Source organism: Mitsuaria sp. PDC51, from assembly GCF_900113225.1.
In the GTDB taxonomy this organism is placed as follows: Bacteria; Pseudomonadota; Gammaproteobacteria; order Burkholderiales; family Burkholderiaceae_C; genus Roseateles.
Genome location: NZ_FOZE01000003.1, coordinates 376,314 through 390,507, shown reverse-complemented (window position 1 = coordinate 390,507; position 14,194 = coordinate 376,314). Strand labels below are relative to the sequence as shown.

The following is a 14,194-nucleotide window of genomic DNA, read 5'->3' as shown; positions in this document are numbered from 1 at the left end:
GCCACCATGGACGTCAGCCTGATCCTGTTCGCCGGTGTCGCCTTCCTGGCGGTGCTGCTCGCCCTGGAGGGGATCTACATCCTCTGGGCCTCGCGCCACAGCGCCGAGGCGCGGCGCATCGCCGCGCGGCTGGCGGCGCTCGGCGGCGAGGCTGCAGCGGGCACGACCAGCATCGAGCGCGCGCAGACGCCGGAGCGGCTGCCGCGGCTCAACGCGCTGATCGCCCGCACGCTGCCGGGTCGCCGGCTGCGCCGCCTGGCCGGCGCGGCGGCGGTGACGGCCTCGGTGGCGGAGTTGATGCTGCTGTCCGCGGCGCTGGCGGCCTGCGGGCTGATGGTGCCGCCGCTGCTGGGCAAGCCGATGGCGCTGGGCCTGGGGCTGGCGATCGCGCTGGGCGCCCTGCCCTGGTGGCGCGTGGCCTCGCGCGCGTCCGACCGCGTCGCGCGCATCGAGCGCCAGTTCCCCGAGGCCCTGGACCTGATGGGCCGCGCGATGCGCGCCGGCCATGCGTTCCCGTCGGCGATCCGCATGGTGGCCGACGAGATGCCCGCGCCGCTGGGCCGCGACTTCCGGCTGCTGTTCGACGAGATCAACTACGGCGTGCCGGTCAACGACGCGCTCGCGCGCCTGGCCGAGCGCGTGCCCATCGCCGACGTCAGCTACTTCGTCGTGGCGGTGATGATCCAGCGCGAGTCGGGCGGCAACCTGGCCGAGCTGCTCGACAAGATCGCCGCGCTGGTGCGCGACCGGCTGCGGCTGCTCGGCGAGATCCGCACGCTGTCGGCCGAGGGGCGGCTGTCGGCGCTGATCCTGACGGCGCTGCCCTTCGGCGTCGGGCTGGTCGTCAACCTGGTGAATCCGGAGTTCATGGCCGTGCTGTGGAACGACCCGCTGGGGCTGCGCATGGTGGCGGTGGCGCTGGCGATGATGGCGCTGGGCATCTTCTGGATGCGCCGGATCATCAGGATCCGCGTCTGACGCGGCCACGCACGAGCGAAGCAGGGAGACCGACGATGTCCGCGATGCAATGGATGATGCTGGGGCTGGTCTTCATCGTCGTCGTGACGGCGGTGCTGGGCGTGGGCGCGCTGCTCAGGCCCGATCCGGCGCGGCAGCGGCTGCGCGCGCTGGAGGGCGGGCCGGCCGCGAAAGGGCCTTCGGGCGAGCGCTTCCTGCAGGTGGTCGCCGACCTGACCCGACCGATCGGCAAGCTGTCGATGCCCGAGGAAGGCTTCGAGAAATCCAGCATCCGGCTGCGCTTCGTGCACGCCGGCATCCGCAGCCCGATCGCCGCCTCGGCCTTCTTCGGCCTGAAGACGCTGCTGACGCTGGGCCTGCCGCTGGCGGGCTTCGCGGCCCTGTCCACCGGCGGCGACATGCCGCGCGGCGCGGCGCTGATGCTGGTGCTGCTGGTGCTGGCCTGCGTCGGTTACTACGGCCCGAACCTGGTGCTGGGGCACCTGGTGACGGCCCGCCAGCGCGAGATCTTCGAGGCCTTCCCCGACGCGCTGGACCTGATGACCGTCTGCATGGAGGCGGGCCTGGGCACCGAGGCCGCGATGATGCGCGTGGCCGATGACCTGCAGCTCAAGAGCCCGGCGCTGGCCGACGAGCTGCGGCTGGTCAACCTCGAGTTGCGCGCGGGCGCGGACCGCGAACGGGCGCTGCGCAACCTGGCCATCCGCACCGGCGTCGAGGAGGTGGACGGCTTCGTCACGATGATCAGCCAGGCCGAGCGCTTCGGCACCAGCATCGCCGCCTCGCTGCGCATCCACGCCGAGATGCTGCGCACGCGCCGCCGCCAGCGCGCCGAGGAGGCGGCCGCCAAGATCGCGCTGAAACTGCTGTTCCCGCTGATCTTCTGCATCTTCCCGTCGCTGATGGTCGTGCTGATGGGGCCGGCCATGATCCAGATCTACCGTGTGCTGCTGCCGACGATGGCCGGCGGCTGAGGAGGCGTCATGCGTGTGCAAAGCCGATTTCCGTCGCCCGCGTCCGCCCTGCCCGCCCCGGCGTCCGAGCGCCCTCGCGCCGCGCCCTCCCGCGGCGGCGCCCCAGTCGTCGATGTCGAACTCGACCTGGATCCCTCGCCCAGCCGCGGCGCGGCGCCGACGGCGCTGCCGCCTCGCACGCGGCCAGGGCGCGGGCGCGCTGCCGGCCTGCGCCGGGCGGTCGCGCTCGGCCAGGCGGCGTCGGCACTGACGCTGGCGGGCTGCGCGCTGTGGCCGCCCGCGGCGCCGCCGCGCGCCTACCAGGTCGCGCCGGTCTACCGCGTCGACGACACGCCGCAGGCGGTCCAGGCCTACCTCGCGGCCGGCCGCTACTTCGAAGGCTCGCGCGACTGGCCGCGCGCGGCGCAGTCCTATCGCAAGGCGACGGAACGCGACGCGTCGTCGGAGGCGGCGTGGGACGGGCTGGGCCGCACGCTGGCGTCGGCGGGCCGGCTCGACGAGGCCGAGGCCGCGTTGCGCCAGGCGGTCGCGCTCGCGCCGCAGCGGGCCCGGGCGCACAACAACCTCGCCTACGTGCTGCTCCTGAAGGACCAGCCGGCACCGGCGCTCGCGGCGCTCGACGAGGCGCTCGCCCTCGATCCCACGCACGCGATGGCGCGCGCGAACCGCGACGAGGCGATGACGCGGCTCGCCGCCACGCGGCCGGAGACGGCAACGACGACGGCATCGGCGACGGCATCGGCGACGACGGCAACGGCGGCGGCGACGACGACGGCGACGGCGACGACGATCGTCATGTCGCCGCCCGCGCTCGATACCGCGCCGATTCCCGCGCTCGACACGGCGCCGATACCCGCGACCCGCCTTCCGGCAACCGAGCTCGCCACGATCGCGGCGGCGGCTTCGCTCGGCCAAGCGCTCTCGCCGCCCGGCGGGTGCGCGCCCCCGAAGCGGCTGGAAGTCAGCAACGGCATGGGCGCGACCGGCATGGCGGCCCGGGTGGAAGGCTGGCTGTCGCAGCGCGGGCTGCCGCGCGCGCGCCTGACCAACCAGCCCGCCTACGACGTGGTCCGCACCCGCGTGGATTACGCCGCCGGCCAGGCCGCGGCCGCGCGCTGCCTGGCGCTGGCCCTGCCGGCGGGTGTGACGACGGCGTTGAGCGAACGCGCCGGCCTGCGCGGCGATGTCCGCCTCGTGGTCGGCCGGGACTGGCCGGCGCGGCTGGTGGAAGGCGCGGAGACCCACGCCGGCCTCTGACCTCCGGGGCCCACGCCGGCGGCGGGGGCCCGCTGCCGCACGCCGAATGCGCGCCGGATGTGTCGCCGCAGGGACCTACACTTCGAGCCCATGCAGATCCCTCCCGCGGCCATCGCCGCCGCGCCGGCGCCCTCCGCGCTGGCCACCTCCCCGCTCGCGCTGACCGCGGCCTTCGTCGCCGCGGTGATCGTCTCCTTCCTGGTCAAGCTCTGGCTGTCCTCGCGCCAGATGCGCCACGTCGCGCGCCACCGCGGCGCGGTACCGGCCGCCTTCGTCGGCACCGTGCCGCTGTCCGCGCACCAGAAGGCCGCCGACTACACCGTCGCGCGCGGCCGCTTCGGCACGCTGCACCTGGCCTGGGACACCGCGCTGCTGATCGGCTGGACGCTGCTGGGCGGCCTGGACCTGCTCAACCAGTGGGCCCTGTCCTGGCGCGAGGAACTCGGCCCGATGGGCTACCAGCTCGCGCTGCTGGCGGTCTTCGGGCTGCTGTCCGGGCTGCTCGACCTGCCCTGGTCGCTCTACAACACCTTCCGGCTGGAGGAACGCTTCGGCTTCAACCGCACGACGCTGCGGCTGTTCATCGTCGACGGGCTCAAGGGCCTGGCGGTGGGTGCGCTGCTCGGGCTGCCGATCGCGGCGCTGATCCTGTGGCTGATGGCGCAGGCGGGCAGCCTGTGGTGGCTGTGGGCCTGGGGCGCCTGGATGGGCTTCAACCTGCTGATGCTGGTGATCTATCCCACCGTCATCGCGCCGCTGTTCAACAAGTTCCAGCCGCTGGAGGACGCCGCGCTGCGCGAGCGCGTCCAGACGCTGATGCAGCGCTGCGGCTTCGCGGCCAAGGGACTGTTCGTGATGGACGGCAGCCGGCGCTCGGCGCACGGCAACGCCTACTTCACCGGCCTGGGCGCCGCCAAGCGGGTGGTGTTCTTCGACACCCTGCTCGAGCGGCTCGATCCGCCCGAGGTCGAGGCGGTGCTCGCGCACGAGCTGGGCCACTTCAAGCGCCGCCACGTGCCGCAGCGCATGGCGCTGATGTTCGCGCTCAGCCTGGCCGGCTTCGCGCTGCTGGGCTGGCTCAGCACGCAGGCGGGCTTCTACCTCGGGCTGGGCGTGCGTCCCAGCCTGGACGCGCCCAACGACGCGCTCGCGCTGCTCCTGATCATGCTCGCGCTGCCGCCCTTCACCTTCTTCCTGACGCCACTGATGTCGCTGTGGTCGCGGCGGCACGAGTTCGAGGCCGACGCCTATGCCTGCGCCCAGGCCAGCGGCGCCGACCTGTCGCAGGCGCTGCTCAAGCTGCACGAGGACAACGCCGGCACGCTGACGCCGGACCCGCTGTTCGCGCGCTTCTACTACTCGCATCCGCCGGCCAGCGAGCGGCTGGCGGCGATCGCGTCGCTGTCGGGCGCACCGGCCGCGCCGGCGGGACAGGTCGCATGAGCAAGGCGCCGCAGACCGGGCTGGTGGTGCGCGGGCACGGCCGCCATTACGTCGTCGAGGACCAGGACGGGCAGCGTATCCACTGCCTGACCCGCGGCAAGAAGAGCGATTGCGTGGTGGGCGACCGCGTGCGCTGGATGCGCAGCAGCGAGCACGAGGGCGTGATCGAGAAGGTCGAGCCGCGGCGCAACCTGCTGTTCCGCCAGGACGAGTGGAAGACCAAGAGCTTCGCCGCCAACCTGGACCGGCTGCTGATCCTGGTGGCGGTCGAGCCGCAGTTCTCCGAATCGCAGCTCACCCGCGCGCTGATCGCGGCGCAGAGCGCCGGCATCGCGGCCGACATCGTGCTCAACAAGACCGACCTGCCCGGCGCCCCGGCCGCGCGCGAGCGGCTCGCGCCGTACAAGGCCATGGGCCAGCGGGTGCTGGAGCTCAGCCTGAAGGGCCGCCCGGACGAGTCGCGCGAGGTGCTGCTGCCGTTGCTGCACGGCCAGGCGACGCTGGTGCTGGGGCCCAGCGGCACCGGCAAGAGCACGCTGATCAACCTGCTGGTGCCCGATGCGCAGGCGCAGGTGGGCGAGATCTCGCAGGCGTTGAATTCGGGGCGCCACACGACGACCACGACGCAGTGGTACTGGATGGACGCGGGGCGCGAGGACGCGCTGATCGATTCACCGGGCTTCCAGGAATTCGGCCTGCGCCAGATCGCCGCGCCGGACCTGGCGAGCTACATGCCCGATTTCAAGCCCTATCTGGGCGAGTGCCGCTTCCACAACTGCAGCCATCGGCATGAGCCCGGCTGCGCGGTGCTGACGGCGGTCGAGGCGGGGGCGATCAGCCCCTCGCGTTACCGCATCTACGACGAGCTCTGGGACGAGCTCAGCGCGCCGCCCAAGTATTGAGCGCTGCGGCGATGGTCAGCGCTCCAGGCGCGGATCGCTGTGGGGCACTTCGCGGACCTCGGCGTCGATGACCTCGCCCTGCGGCGCGCGGCCGGTGCCCGCCATGCCCCCGGGCATCCCGCCGGGGAACGGTCCGCGTCCACCGCGGAACGCCTGCGCACGGAACTGCGCCGCGCGCTGGAACGCCGCCGTGCGCAGCGTCGGCCGGCGGCCGCGGATCAGGCTCCACAGCAGCACCCCGCCGAAAATCACCAGCCCGGCAGCCAGCACCACCAGGAAGAGCACCAGGGAGGCCACCGCCAGCACGAGGCGGGCGGCGATCGAGAAGAGCGTGGAGAGAGCGTTCATCGGTCGTTCAGTTCGGGGCGGTCGGGCCCGGATTCAAGCCCGGATTCAAGGCCCGGACGCGGGCGGTCAGCCGCGGCCAATGTAGGGCATCTTGGTGGCCATCACCGTCAGGAAAGGCACGTTGGCCGACAGCGGCAATCCCGCCATGTACAGCACGGCGCTGGCGGCATGGCCGACATCCATCACCGGCTCCACCATCGTGCCGCCATGCGCCTGCGGCACGCCCTGCTTGAAGCGCTCGGTCAGATCGGTCTCGGCATTGCCGATGTCGATCTGGCCGGCCGCGATGTCATGCCGGCGGCCATCCAGCGCCAGCGTCTTGGTCAGGCCGGTGATCGCGTGCTTGGTCGAGGTGTAGGCGATCGACCCCGGCCGCGGCGCATGCGCCGAGATCGACCCGTTGTTGACGATGCGCCCGCCGCGGGGCGACTGCCGCTTCATCAGGCCGAAGGCCGCGCGGGCGCAGAGGAAGCTGCCGGTCAGGTTGACGTCGACGACGGCCCGCCAGGTCTCGAGGCTCAGTTCGTCGATGTCCGACGCCGGCGCGCCGCGCCCGGCGTTGTTGAACAGGAAGTCGAGCCGGCCCCAGCGGCGTTCGATCGCGTCGAAGGCGGCGTTCACCTGGGCCTCGTCGGCGACATCGGCGGGCAGCACCAGCGCGCGTTCCGGCGCGAGCGCCGCGGTCTCGCGCAGCATCGCCTCGCGACGCCCCAGCAGCGCGACCTGCCAGCCGGCCTGCATCAAGGCCTGCGCCGCGGCGCGGCCGATGCCGGAGCCGGCGCCGGTCACCGCGGCGAAGCGGGTCTGGAGGGGCGAGGCCGCCGCGAGCGGAACGACCTCGGGCGAGGGCGTCACGTGGGCAGCGACGGGATCGAGGGCGGCGTGGGCAGAGTCCATCCCCGCATCATAGGGAGCGAGGGGGACACCGGCAGCCGCGCAGGGGATGGGCCCGCGCGATCCACGCCCGACGCGTTCATCGGCGCCGGCCAGGACAGGCGGATGCCGGAGGCCGGATCCAGCTCGACGGCCGCGTCGGCCGCGTCGGCGACACGCCGCGCCAGGAAGCTCGCCAGCCCGCTCATCGCGACGCCACCTGTTCGCCGTCCACGCCGGTGTCGGCGCGGCGGCCGGTCACCACCACCGTGGGCAGCGTCTGGACTTCGCCTGCGGCGCGCAGCGCGGCGAGCGTCGGCGCGGACTTGCCGTTGATGACCACCGTCGGCAGGCGCTCCGGCTGGCCGGCGCGGCTGGGCAGCGCCATCAGCAGGCCGGCGGCGATGCCGGCCCCGATCCCGATCAGCGCGGCAAGGCGCTTGAGCGTCGCGAAACGGTCGTGGCAGCGAATGGTGTTCATCTCTTCCTCCAGGGGCCGCGGGGTTGTTCTTGCGGCATGGGGCGAACTGTCGCAGGGGTTTACCCCTAGCAAAAGTCTGCTGCGACCAACACGTTGTTGCTAGCGACGAACTGCGGCGGAGCGCGATGAACGGCGCCCACGATCCGGGTTTACCCGAAACGACGAGGGCCCCTTCCGGGGCCCTCGACAGGGGGAGTCCAGGCCCGCCTTCAGGCGGGTCCGGCAGGTCAGGCGGGCACCAGTCCCCGCCCCTTGAGCATCGGCTCAACCCGCGCGTCGCGGCCGCGGAAGGCCCGGTAGGTCGCGCCCGGCTCGCGGCTGTTGCCCACCGACAGGATGTTGTCCAGCAGCGACCGGGCGACCGACCGGTCGAACGGATCGCCGGCCTCGACGAAGGCCTCGAAGGCATCGCAGTCCAGTACTTCCGCCCACAGGTAGACGTAATAGCCGGAGGCGTAATAGCTGCCCGAGAACAGGTGCTGGAAATGCGTCAGCCGGTGATTCATCCCGACCGCCGGCGGCAGGCCCAGGCGCTCCAGTGTCTCGCGCTCGAAGGCGACCGGGTCCGGCGCCTCGGCCTCTTCCCGCGCGTGGATGGCCAGGTCCACCAGCGCCGACGCGCAATAGCGCACCGTCTCGTAGCCCTGGTTGAAGGTCGCGGCGGCCTTGAGCCGCGCCAGCAGCGGATCGGGCAGCGGCTCGCCGGTGCGGTGATGGCGCGCATGCTGCTTCAGCACCGCCGGCTCGGCCATCCAGTGCTCCATCAGCTGCGAGGGCAGCTCGACGAAGTCGCGCAGCACCTGCGTGCCGGACAGGCGCTCGAACTCGACGTCCGACAGCAGCCCGTGCAGACCATGGCCGAACTCGTGGAACAGCGTGCGCACGTCGTCGAAGGACAGCAGCGTCGGCTCGCCCGGCGCGCCCTTGGCGAAGTTGTTGTTGTTCAGGATGATCGGCAGCGCGTCGATGCCGTTGCGCGCCTGCCAGCGCAGCGCGTTCATCCAGGCCCCGCTGCGCTTGGTCGGACGCGCGAAGTTGTCCTGGATGAAGACGCCGCGCAGGCGGCCATCCTCGCCCCGGACCTCGTGGACCTTCACGTCCGGGTGATAACCGGCGACCTGCGGCTGCTCGACGAAACGCAGGCCGTAAAGGCGCTCGGCGCAGTCGAACATCGCGCGCACCATCGCGTCCAGCGGGAAGTAGGGCTTGACCTCCGCCTCGTCGAGCTGGAAGCGCTGCTGCCGCACCTTCTCGGCGTACCAGCGCCAGTCCCAGGCCTCGATGCTCAGGTCGTGGCCGAGCTGCTCGCGCACCTCGTCGAGCATCGCCCGCTCGCGCGCGGCGGCCGCCTTGGCCGGCTCCCAGACCTGGTCCAGCAGCGCCTGCACCGCCGACTGGCGGCCGGCCATGGTGTCGGCCAGCGCGTAGTCGGCGAAGCTGCGATGGCCGTGCAGCGTGGCCTGCTCATGTCGCAGCGCGAGCAGCTCCCGCACCAGCGCGCGGTTGTCGGTCTCGCCGGTCGCGTCGCCGCGGCCGACCCAGGCGCGCCAGGCCTGCTCGCGCAGGTCGCGCCGCTCGCTGAAGGTCAGGAAGGGCACGATCAGCGAGCGCGACAGCGTCACCACGTGCACGCCCTCCTCCGCCTGCCCGCGGTCCAGCGCCGCCTGGCGCGCGGCGGCGCGGACGAAGTCCGGCAGGCCGGCCAGGTCGCGTTCGCCGCGCAGCACCAGCTGGTAGCCGCTCTCGTCGGCCAGCACGTTCTGCGCGAAGCGGGTGTTGAGTTCCGCCTGCCGCTCCATGTTGGCGGCGTAGCGCTCGCGGTCCGCGCCCTGCAGCCGGGCGCCGGCGCGGACGAAGTCCAGGTGCACGCGCTCCAGCAGCCGCCGCTGCTCCGGCGTGAGCCCGAGCGCGGCGCGCTGTTCATGCAGCGCCTCGACGCGGGCGAACAGCGCGGCGTTCAGGTAGATCGCGTTGGTGTGCGCGGCCAGCGGCGCGGCCATGCGCCGCTGCACCGCCTGCAGCTCGGGCGAACTCGCCGACGCGCTCAGCGTCGAGAACAGGTGCTCCAGCGCGGTCAACGCGCGCCCGGCACGATCGAGCGCGGCGAGCGTGTTCTCGAAGGTCGGGGCCGCCGGCTGCGACGCGATCGCGTCGAGCTCGGCGCGGTGCGCGGCCAGCGCCGCGTCGAAGGCCGGTTCGAAATGCCCGGCCTCGATCGCCTCGAACGGCGGCAGCCCGTAGGGGCCGGTCCAGGCGGACAGCAGCGGATTGGCAGCGGGGGCGGCGCTCATCGTGTCTCCAGGGGCCATCAACAGGGCGCCGATTGTAGGAACGGCGCCGGACCGCGATCGGTGCCGGCGCCGTTCCCGAGGCGTCGAAAGGGGAACGCCTTACTTCTTGTTCATTTCCTTCTTGATGGCGATCTCGTCGGCCTCGTCGTAGGACCGGTTGCCGCACTTGAGCTTCCACTCGTTGCGCTTGTCGTTCAGGTCCTCGACCGCCTCGTTGAAGTCGTCGGCGATCTTCTGGTGGGCATCGACGCGGGTGTTGAAGGCCTTGTTGACCTCGACGCGGTCATTGCGCGCCTTGTTGAAGGCATCGATCTTGGGCTGCAGGGCGTTGGCGCGGGCCTGGTACTCCTCCTGCTTGGCCTTGAGCTGGTCCTTCTCCATCTTGGAGGCGCCGGCCTCGATCTCGGCGCCGAAGGCCTTGACCGACTCGATCTCGGCCTTCAGCGCGGAGCCCTGGGCCTGCATGTCCGACTCGAACTTGTCGGACTCGGCCTTGGCCGCCTTGAGCTCGTCGCGCTCCTTCAGGACGACGGCCTTCTTCTTGTCCAGCTCGGCCGCGGCGGCCTCGTTCTGCTGGTTGCTGGCCATGCAGGCGCGCAGCTCGTCGCGGGTCATCAGCTTGCCCTTGCCGCCCTTGGCGGCGGCCGGCGCGGCCGGCGTGGCGGGCTTGGTGCCGCTGGTCTGGGCGACGGCCAGACCGCAGGCCAGCAGCGCGGCGACGGCGAGGGAGGTGCGAAGAGTGTTCATGTCGTCTCTCAGGTCATTGCGCCGGGTGGGCGCTGTCTCGTCGGCACGGGCTCGCCGGTGGCACCGGCCGGCCCGCAGTCTCATGGGGCGGCCGGAGCAGGCCGCCATGCGGGTCGGCATGATGCCACGACCGGGATAATGCGCCGCTTCAGATCGTTTCCGCCCCGCGTGCAGCCCGCACGCCGGGGCATCCACCCCGCACCCCGGCCGCTTCGGGCGGCCCTTCGACCATGGCGCTCAAGGCCACCATCCACAAAGCCCAGCTGCAGCTCTCCGACATGGACCGCCATGTCTACGGCGAGCACTCCCTGACCGTCGCCCGCCACCCCTCGGAGACCGACGAGCGCATGATGCTGCGCATCCTGGCCTACGCGCTGCACGTGCCCGCCGACGACCTGCGCGGCCGGCTCGAATTCAGCAAGGGCCTCTCCGATGTCGACGAGCCGCCGCTGTGGCAGCTGGACCTGACCGGCGAGGTGGTCCACTGGATCGAGCTGGGCCAGCCCGACGAGCGCCGGTTGCGCCAGGCCCACGGCCGCGCCGAGCGCGTCACCGTCATCAGCTACGCGTCCAGCACGCCGGTATGGTGGAGCGGCATCCAGAACAAGCTGCAGCGCACTCCCCGGCTGGCCGTGTGGCAGATCCCGGCGGACCAGGCGCAGGCGCTGGCCGCCCTGGCCGAACGCGGCATGCAGTGGCAGGTCAGCATCCAGGACGGAACGGCGTACGTCAGCACCGAGAAGGGCGCTGTGGAGATCACGCCGCAATTGCTGAAGGAAGCCGAGCAGTGACTTGTGGGGTAAGGTGACGAGCCGCCCGCGCCCTTGACCAGGAGACCGTTGTGCCGCATTCCGAGCCGTCCGCATCCGTCGACCCCACCACCGCCGCGGACGATCCGTTCCTGTGGCTCGAGGCGCTGGAAGGCGCCGAGGGCGAGCGTGCGCTGGCCTGGGTGCGCGAGCGCAACGACGCGACGCTGGCCGCGCTGAAGGCCGAGCCCGAGTTCGAGCCGGTCCGGGACGAGCTGCTGCAGATCCTGAACGCGCGCGACCGCATCCCGCATGTGGCCCGGCGCGGCGACTGGTTCTACAACCTCTGGCAGGACGAGGCCCATCCGCGCGGCCTGTGGCGGCGCTGCACGCTGGAGGACTACCAGCTTGCCGAGCCGCCGTGGCGGCTGGTGCTGGACCTGGACGCGCTGGGCCGCGACGAAGGCCGCAGCTGGGTCTTCCACGGCGCGACGGCGCTCGCACCCGATTACCGGCGCTGCCTGGTGTCGCTGTCCGACGGCGGCGCCGACGCCCACGAGCTGCGCGAGTTCGACCTCGAAGCGCTGCGCTTCATCCCGCCGACCGAGGGCGGTTTCTTCGTGCCCGAGGCCAAGAGCGACGTCGAATGGCTGGACGCCGACACCTTGCTGGTCGGCAGCGACTTCGGACCGGACTCTCTGACCGAGTCGGGGTATCCGCGCCAGATCCGGCGCTGGGAGCGCGGCACGCCGCTGGACGCCGCGCCGGTGATCTTCGAGGGCGAGAAGGACGACGTCTCGGTGTCGGTGTCGGTCGACCGCACGCCGGGCTTCGAGCGGGTCGTGTTCAGCCGCGCGCTGGATTTCTACAACGAGTCGCGCTTCCTCTGGAAGCAAGGCGAGTTCGTGCCCATCGACCTGCCCAGCGACATGAGCGTGCACCTGGAAGGCCCGTGGATGCTGCTGCGTCCGCGCACCGACTGGGCCATCCCGCACGGCCCGACCTACCCGGCCGGCTCGCTGCTGCTGATGGAGGAAGCCGCGTTCTGGAAGAACGAGCGCCACGACAGGCACCTTCGCGTGATGTTCTCGCCGACCGCGGGCCGCTCGCTGGAGGATTACACGCTGACGCGCCACCACCTGCTGCTCAACGTCAGCGAGCATGTGGCCAGCCGGCTCGAGGAATGGGACCTGTCGCACCGGCCGCCGGTCCTGCGCCAGGTCAAGGCACCCTTCCCCGGCACGCTCAGCGTGCAGAGCCTGCACGACCCGGAGCTGGCCGAGGACCGGCTCGGCGACCGCTACCTGCTGCACTACTGCGACTTCCTGACGCCCGACATCGTCTGCCTGGCGCAGGCCGGCACCGACGCGCGCGAGACGCTCAAGCAGCGCGGCGCGCAGTTCGACGCGCACGGCATGACGGTGGAGCAGCGCTTCGCCACCAGCGCCGACGGCGAGAGCGTGCCCTACTTCGTCATCGGCAAGGCCGTCCGCGGCGCCGACACGCCGACGCTGCTCTACGGCTACGGCGGCTTCGAGGTCTCGCTGCAGCCGTGGTACTCCGGCGGCAATGGCCGGGCGTGGCTCGCGCGCGGCGGGCGGCTGGTGGTGGCCAACATCCGCGGCGGCGGCGAGTACGGCCCGCGCTGGCACCAGGCCGCGACGCTCACCCACAAGCAGCGCAGCTTCGACGACTTCATCGCCGTGGCCGAGGACCTGGTCGCGCACGGGCTGACGCGGCCGGCGCGGCTCGGGATCATGGGCGGCAGCAATGGCGGACTGCTGGTGGGCGCCTGCATGGTGCAGCGGCCGGAGCTCTTCGGCGCGGTGGTGTGCCAGGTGCCGCTGCTGGACATGAAGCGCTATCACCTGCTGCTGGCCGGCGCGTCGTGGATGGCCGAGTACGGCGATCCCGACGAGCCCGCGGAGTGGGCGCACATCGCCGCCTACAGCCCGTACCAGCAGCTCAAGGCGGGCGTGCAATATCCGCGGGCGCTCTTCGCCACGTCGACGCGCGACGATCGCGTGCATCCGGGCCATGCGAGGAAAATGGCGGCCCGCATGCTTGCGTTGGGGCAAGCCTGCTTCTATTACGAAAACATCGAGGGCGGCCATGGCGGCGCGGCGGACAACCAGCAGCGCGCGCTGTTGCAAGCCCTCGAGTTCGCCTACTTGTGGCGGCAACTCGGCAGGGAGCCCAGCAGTGGAGACGCAGCGTGAATTTCGTCATCCAGCATCATCCCGACGCGAGATGCTTTCTTGCCCAGCCGCAACCCGGACTGCAATGCCGGCTCGACTATGAGCGCCACGGCGAACAGCTGATCATCACCCACACCGGCGTGCCGGCGCAGCTGCGCGGGCAAGGCCTGGCCTCGCAGCTGGTGGAGACCGCGGCACGCTGGCTGGCGGAGTTCCCGTTGCAGCTGGTCCCCGGCTGCAGCTATGTGCGCCACTGGCTGCTGCGCCATCCGCGCTGGCAGCGGCTGCTGACGCCGGCATCGGCCCAGCGGGTGCTCAACGAATGGTTCGGCCCGCCCGGCTCGGCGCAGGACGGGCAGATCCAGATGAAGTGGTTCAAGAAGGACCCCGCCTTCGACGACGCGCTGCGCGAGCGCTTCGGCGCGGTCGTCGCCCAGGCCCTCGACGGCGGCCTGCGCGAGTGGGACTCCACCGCCTGGGGCGCGCTCGCGCGCATCGTCGTGCTGGACCAGTTCACCCGCAACATTCATCGCGATACGCCAGCAGCCTTCGCCGGCGACGCCCTCGCCCTGGACGCCGCAATCGCGCTGCGGGCCCGGGCGCAGGAACTCGGCACGCTCGAACGCTGGTTCGCCACCATGCCGATGGAACACGCCGAAGACCTCGCGATGCAGGAACTCAGCGTCGCCACCTTCGAAGCCCTCACCCTCGAGGACCCGCGCCTCGCCGACGCGCTCGACTACGCGCGCAAACACCGCGATGTCATCGCGCGTTTCGGGCGCTTCCCGCATCGCAATGACATCCTCGGGCGGGACAGCACGCCGGAGGAACTGGACTTCCTGAAGCAGCCAGGGTCACGGTTCTGACCTGCGCTCGGGCAGGACCGGGGCAGGCGACTCCCGTCGTGCCTCAGGCGCTCAACTCCCGCCGCTCGCCTGCGGCTCGCTTTGGTC

The 14,194-nt window shown here is 71.8% G+C and carries 13 protein-coding genes; 8 read left to right on the top strand and 5 right to left on the bottom strand.

Going from position 1 to position 14,194, the window contains the following annotated elements:
• Positions 1-6: 6 nt before the first annotated feature.
• The 5 genes from BM393_RS22190 to rsgA all read left to right on the top strand — a co-directional run bounded on the left by BM393_RS22190 (position 7) and on the right by rsgA (position 5,554).
• Complete coding sequence (locus BM393_RS22190) at positions 7-978, top strand: type II secretion system F family protein (RefSeq protein WP_091733052.1); 972 nt, start codon at positions 7-9, stop codon at positions 976-978.
• Between the two features lie 35 nt (positions 979-1,013).
• Positions 1,014-1,952, top strand: a complete 939-nt coding sequence (locus tag BM393_RS22185) for a type II secretion system F family protein (protein WP_091733049.1) — start codon at positions 1,014-1,016, stop codon at positions 1,950-1,952.
• A gap of 9 nt (positions 1,953-1,961) precedes the next feature.
• Positions 1,962-3,209 (top strand): LytR C-terminal domain-containing protein, encoded by a 1,248-nt coding sequence (locus BM393_RS22180; RefSeq protein WP_091733044.1) that lies wholly within the window; start codon positions 1,962-1,964, stop codon positions 3,207-3,209.
• Positions 3,210-3,299: 90 nt separating this feature from the next.
• Positions 3,300-4,652 carry a M48 family metallopeptidase gene (locus tag BM393_RS22175; protein WP_091733040.1) on the top strand — a complete coding sequence of 451 codons (1,353 nt, stop codon included), beginning with the start codon at positions 3,300-3,302 and terminating at the stop codon, positions 4,650-4,652.
• Entirely contained in the window at positions 4,649-5,554 is a 906-nt protein-coding gene (gene rsgA, locus BM393_RS22170) for a ribosome small subunit-dependent GTPase A (protein ID WP_091733036.1), read from the top strand. The genes BM393_RS22175 and rsgA overlap by 4 nt, the downstream gene beginning before the upstream one ends.
• A 15-nt stretch (positions 5,555-5,569) precedes the next feature.
• Here the strand turns inward: rsgA and BM393_RS22165 are convergent, their stop codons facing one another.
• The 5 genes from BM393_RS22165 to BM393_RS22145 all read right to left on the bottom strand — a co-directional run bounded on the left by BM393_RS22165 (position 5,570) and on the right by BM393_RS22145 (position 10,294).
• Positions 5,570-5,902, bottom strand: a complete 333-nt coding sequence (locus BM393_RS22165) for a hypothetical protein (RefSeq protein WP_091733033.1) — start codon at positions 5,900-5,902, stop codon at positions 5,570-5,572.
• Positions 5,903-5,968: 66 nt separating this feature from the next.
• Positions 5,969-6,799, bottom strand: coding sequence for an SDR family oxidoreductase (locus tag BM393_RS22160; RefSeq protein ID WP_091733029.1), 831 nt, complete (start codon positions 6,797-6,799; stop codon positions 5,969-5,971).
• Positions 6,800-6,980: 181 nt separating this feature from the next.
• On the bottom strand, positions 6,981-7,256 hold the full coding sequence (locus BM393_RS22155) for a hypothetical protein (RefSeq protein ID WP_091733024.1): 276 nt from the start codon (positions 7,254-7,256) through the stop codon (positions 6,981-6,983).
• Positions 7,257-7,483: 227 nt separating this feature from the next.
• Entirely contained in the window at positions 7,484-9,547 is a 2,064-nt protein-coding gene (locus BM393_RS22150; RefSeq protein ID WP_091733021.1) for a M3 family metallopeptidase, read from the bottom strand.
• A gap of 99 nt (positions 9,548-9,646) precedes the next feature.
• Positions 9,647-10,294: a hypothetical protein gene (locus BM393_RS22145; RefSeq protein WP_091733016.1), complete on the bottom strand. Its 648-nt coding sequence runs from the start codon at positions 10,292-10,294 to the stop codon at positions 9,647-9,649.
• A gap of 230 nt (positions 10,295-10,524) precedes the next feature.
• On the opposite strand from BM393_RS22145, the gene BM393_RS22140 reads away from it, so the two are divergent.
• From BM393_RS22140 to BM393_RS22130, 3 genes are read left to right on the top strand one after another with little or no spacing between them, the layout of a single operon-like run.
• Positions 10,525-11,085: a YaeQ family protein gene (locus BM393_RS22140; protein WP_091733012.1), complete on the top strand. Its 561-nt coding sequence runs from the start codon at positions 10,525-10,527 to the stop codon at positions 11,083-11,085.
• A 50-nt stretch (positions 11,086-11,135) separates the two neighbouring features.
• Complete coding sequence (locus BM393_RS22135; RefSeq protein ID WP_091733008.1) at positions 11,136-13,262, top strand: prolyl oligopeptidase family protein; 2,127 nt, start codon at positions 11,136-11,138, stop codon at positions 13,260-13,262.
• Positions 13,259-14,107 (top strand): DUF924 family protein, encoded by an 849-nt coding sequence (locus BM393_RS22130; RefSeq protein WP_175538464.1) that lies wholly within the window; start codon positions 13,259-13,261, stop codon positions 14,105-14,107. Before BM393_RS22135 ends, BM393_RS22130 begins: the two co-directional genes overlap by 4 nt.
• The last annotated feature ends 87 nt before the right edge of the window (positions 14,108-14,194 follow it).

Bases quoted from the DNA above. Each gene is read 5' to 3' on its own strand.
- BM393_RS22190 (WP_091733052.1), top strand. From the start codon at position 7: ATGGACGTCAGCCTGATCCTGTTCGCCGGTGTCGCCTTCCTGGCGGTG.
- BM393_RS22185 (WP_091733049.1), top strand. From the start codon at position 1,014: ATGTCCGCGATGCAATGGATGATGCTGGGGCTGGTCTTCATCGTCGTC.
- BM393_RS22180 (WP_091733044.1), top strand. From the start codon at position 1,962: ATGCGTGTGCAAAGCCGATTTCCGTCGCCCGCGTCCGCCCTGCCCGCC.
- BM393_RS22175 (WP_091733040.1), top strand. From the start codon at position 3,300: ATGCAGATCCCTCCCGCGGCCATCGCCGCCGCGCCGGCGCCCTCCGCG.
- rsgA (WP_091733036.1), top strand. From the start codon at position 4,649: ATGAGCAAGGCGCCGCAGACCGGGCTGGTGGTGCGCGGGCACGGCCGC.
- BM393_RS22165 (WP_091733033.1), bottom strand. From the start codon at position 5,902: ATGAACGCTCTCTCCACGCTCTTCTCGATCGCCGCCCGCCTCGTGCTG.
- BM393_RS22160 (WP_091733029.1), bottom strand. From the start codon at position 6,799: ATGGACTCTGCCCACGCCGCCCTCGATCCCGTCGCTGCCCACGTGACG.
- BM393_RS22155 (WP_091733024.1), bottom strand. From the start codon at position 7,256: ATGAACACCATTCGCTGCCACGACCGTTTCGCGACGCTCAAGCGCCTT.
- BM393_RS22150 (WP_091733021.1), bottom strand. From the start codon at position 9,547: ATGAGCGCCGCCCCCGCTGCCAATCCGCTGCTGTCCGCCTGGACCGGC.
- BM393_RS22145 (WP_091733016.1), bottom strand. From the start codon at position 10,294: ATGAACACTCTTCGCACCTCCCTCGCCGTCGCCGCGCTGCTGGCCTGC.
- BM393_RS22140 (WP_091733012.1), top strand. From the start codon at position 10,525: ATGGCGCTCAAGGCCACCATCCACAAAGCCCAGCTGCAGCTCTCCGAC.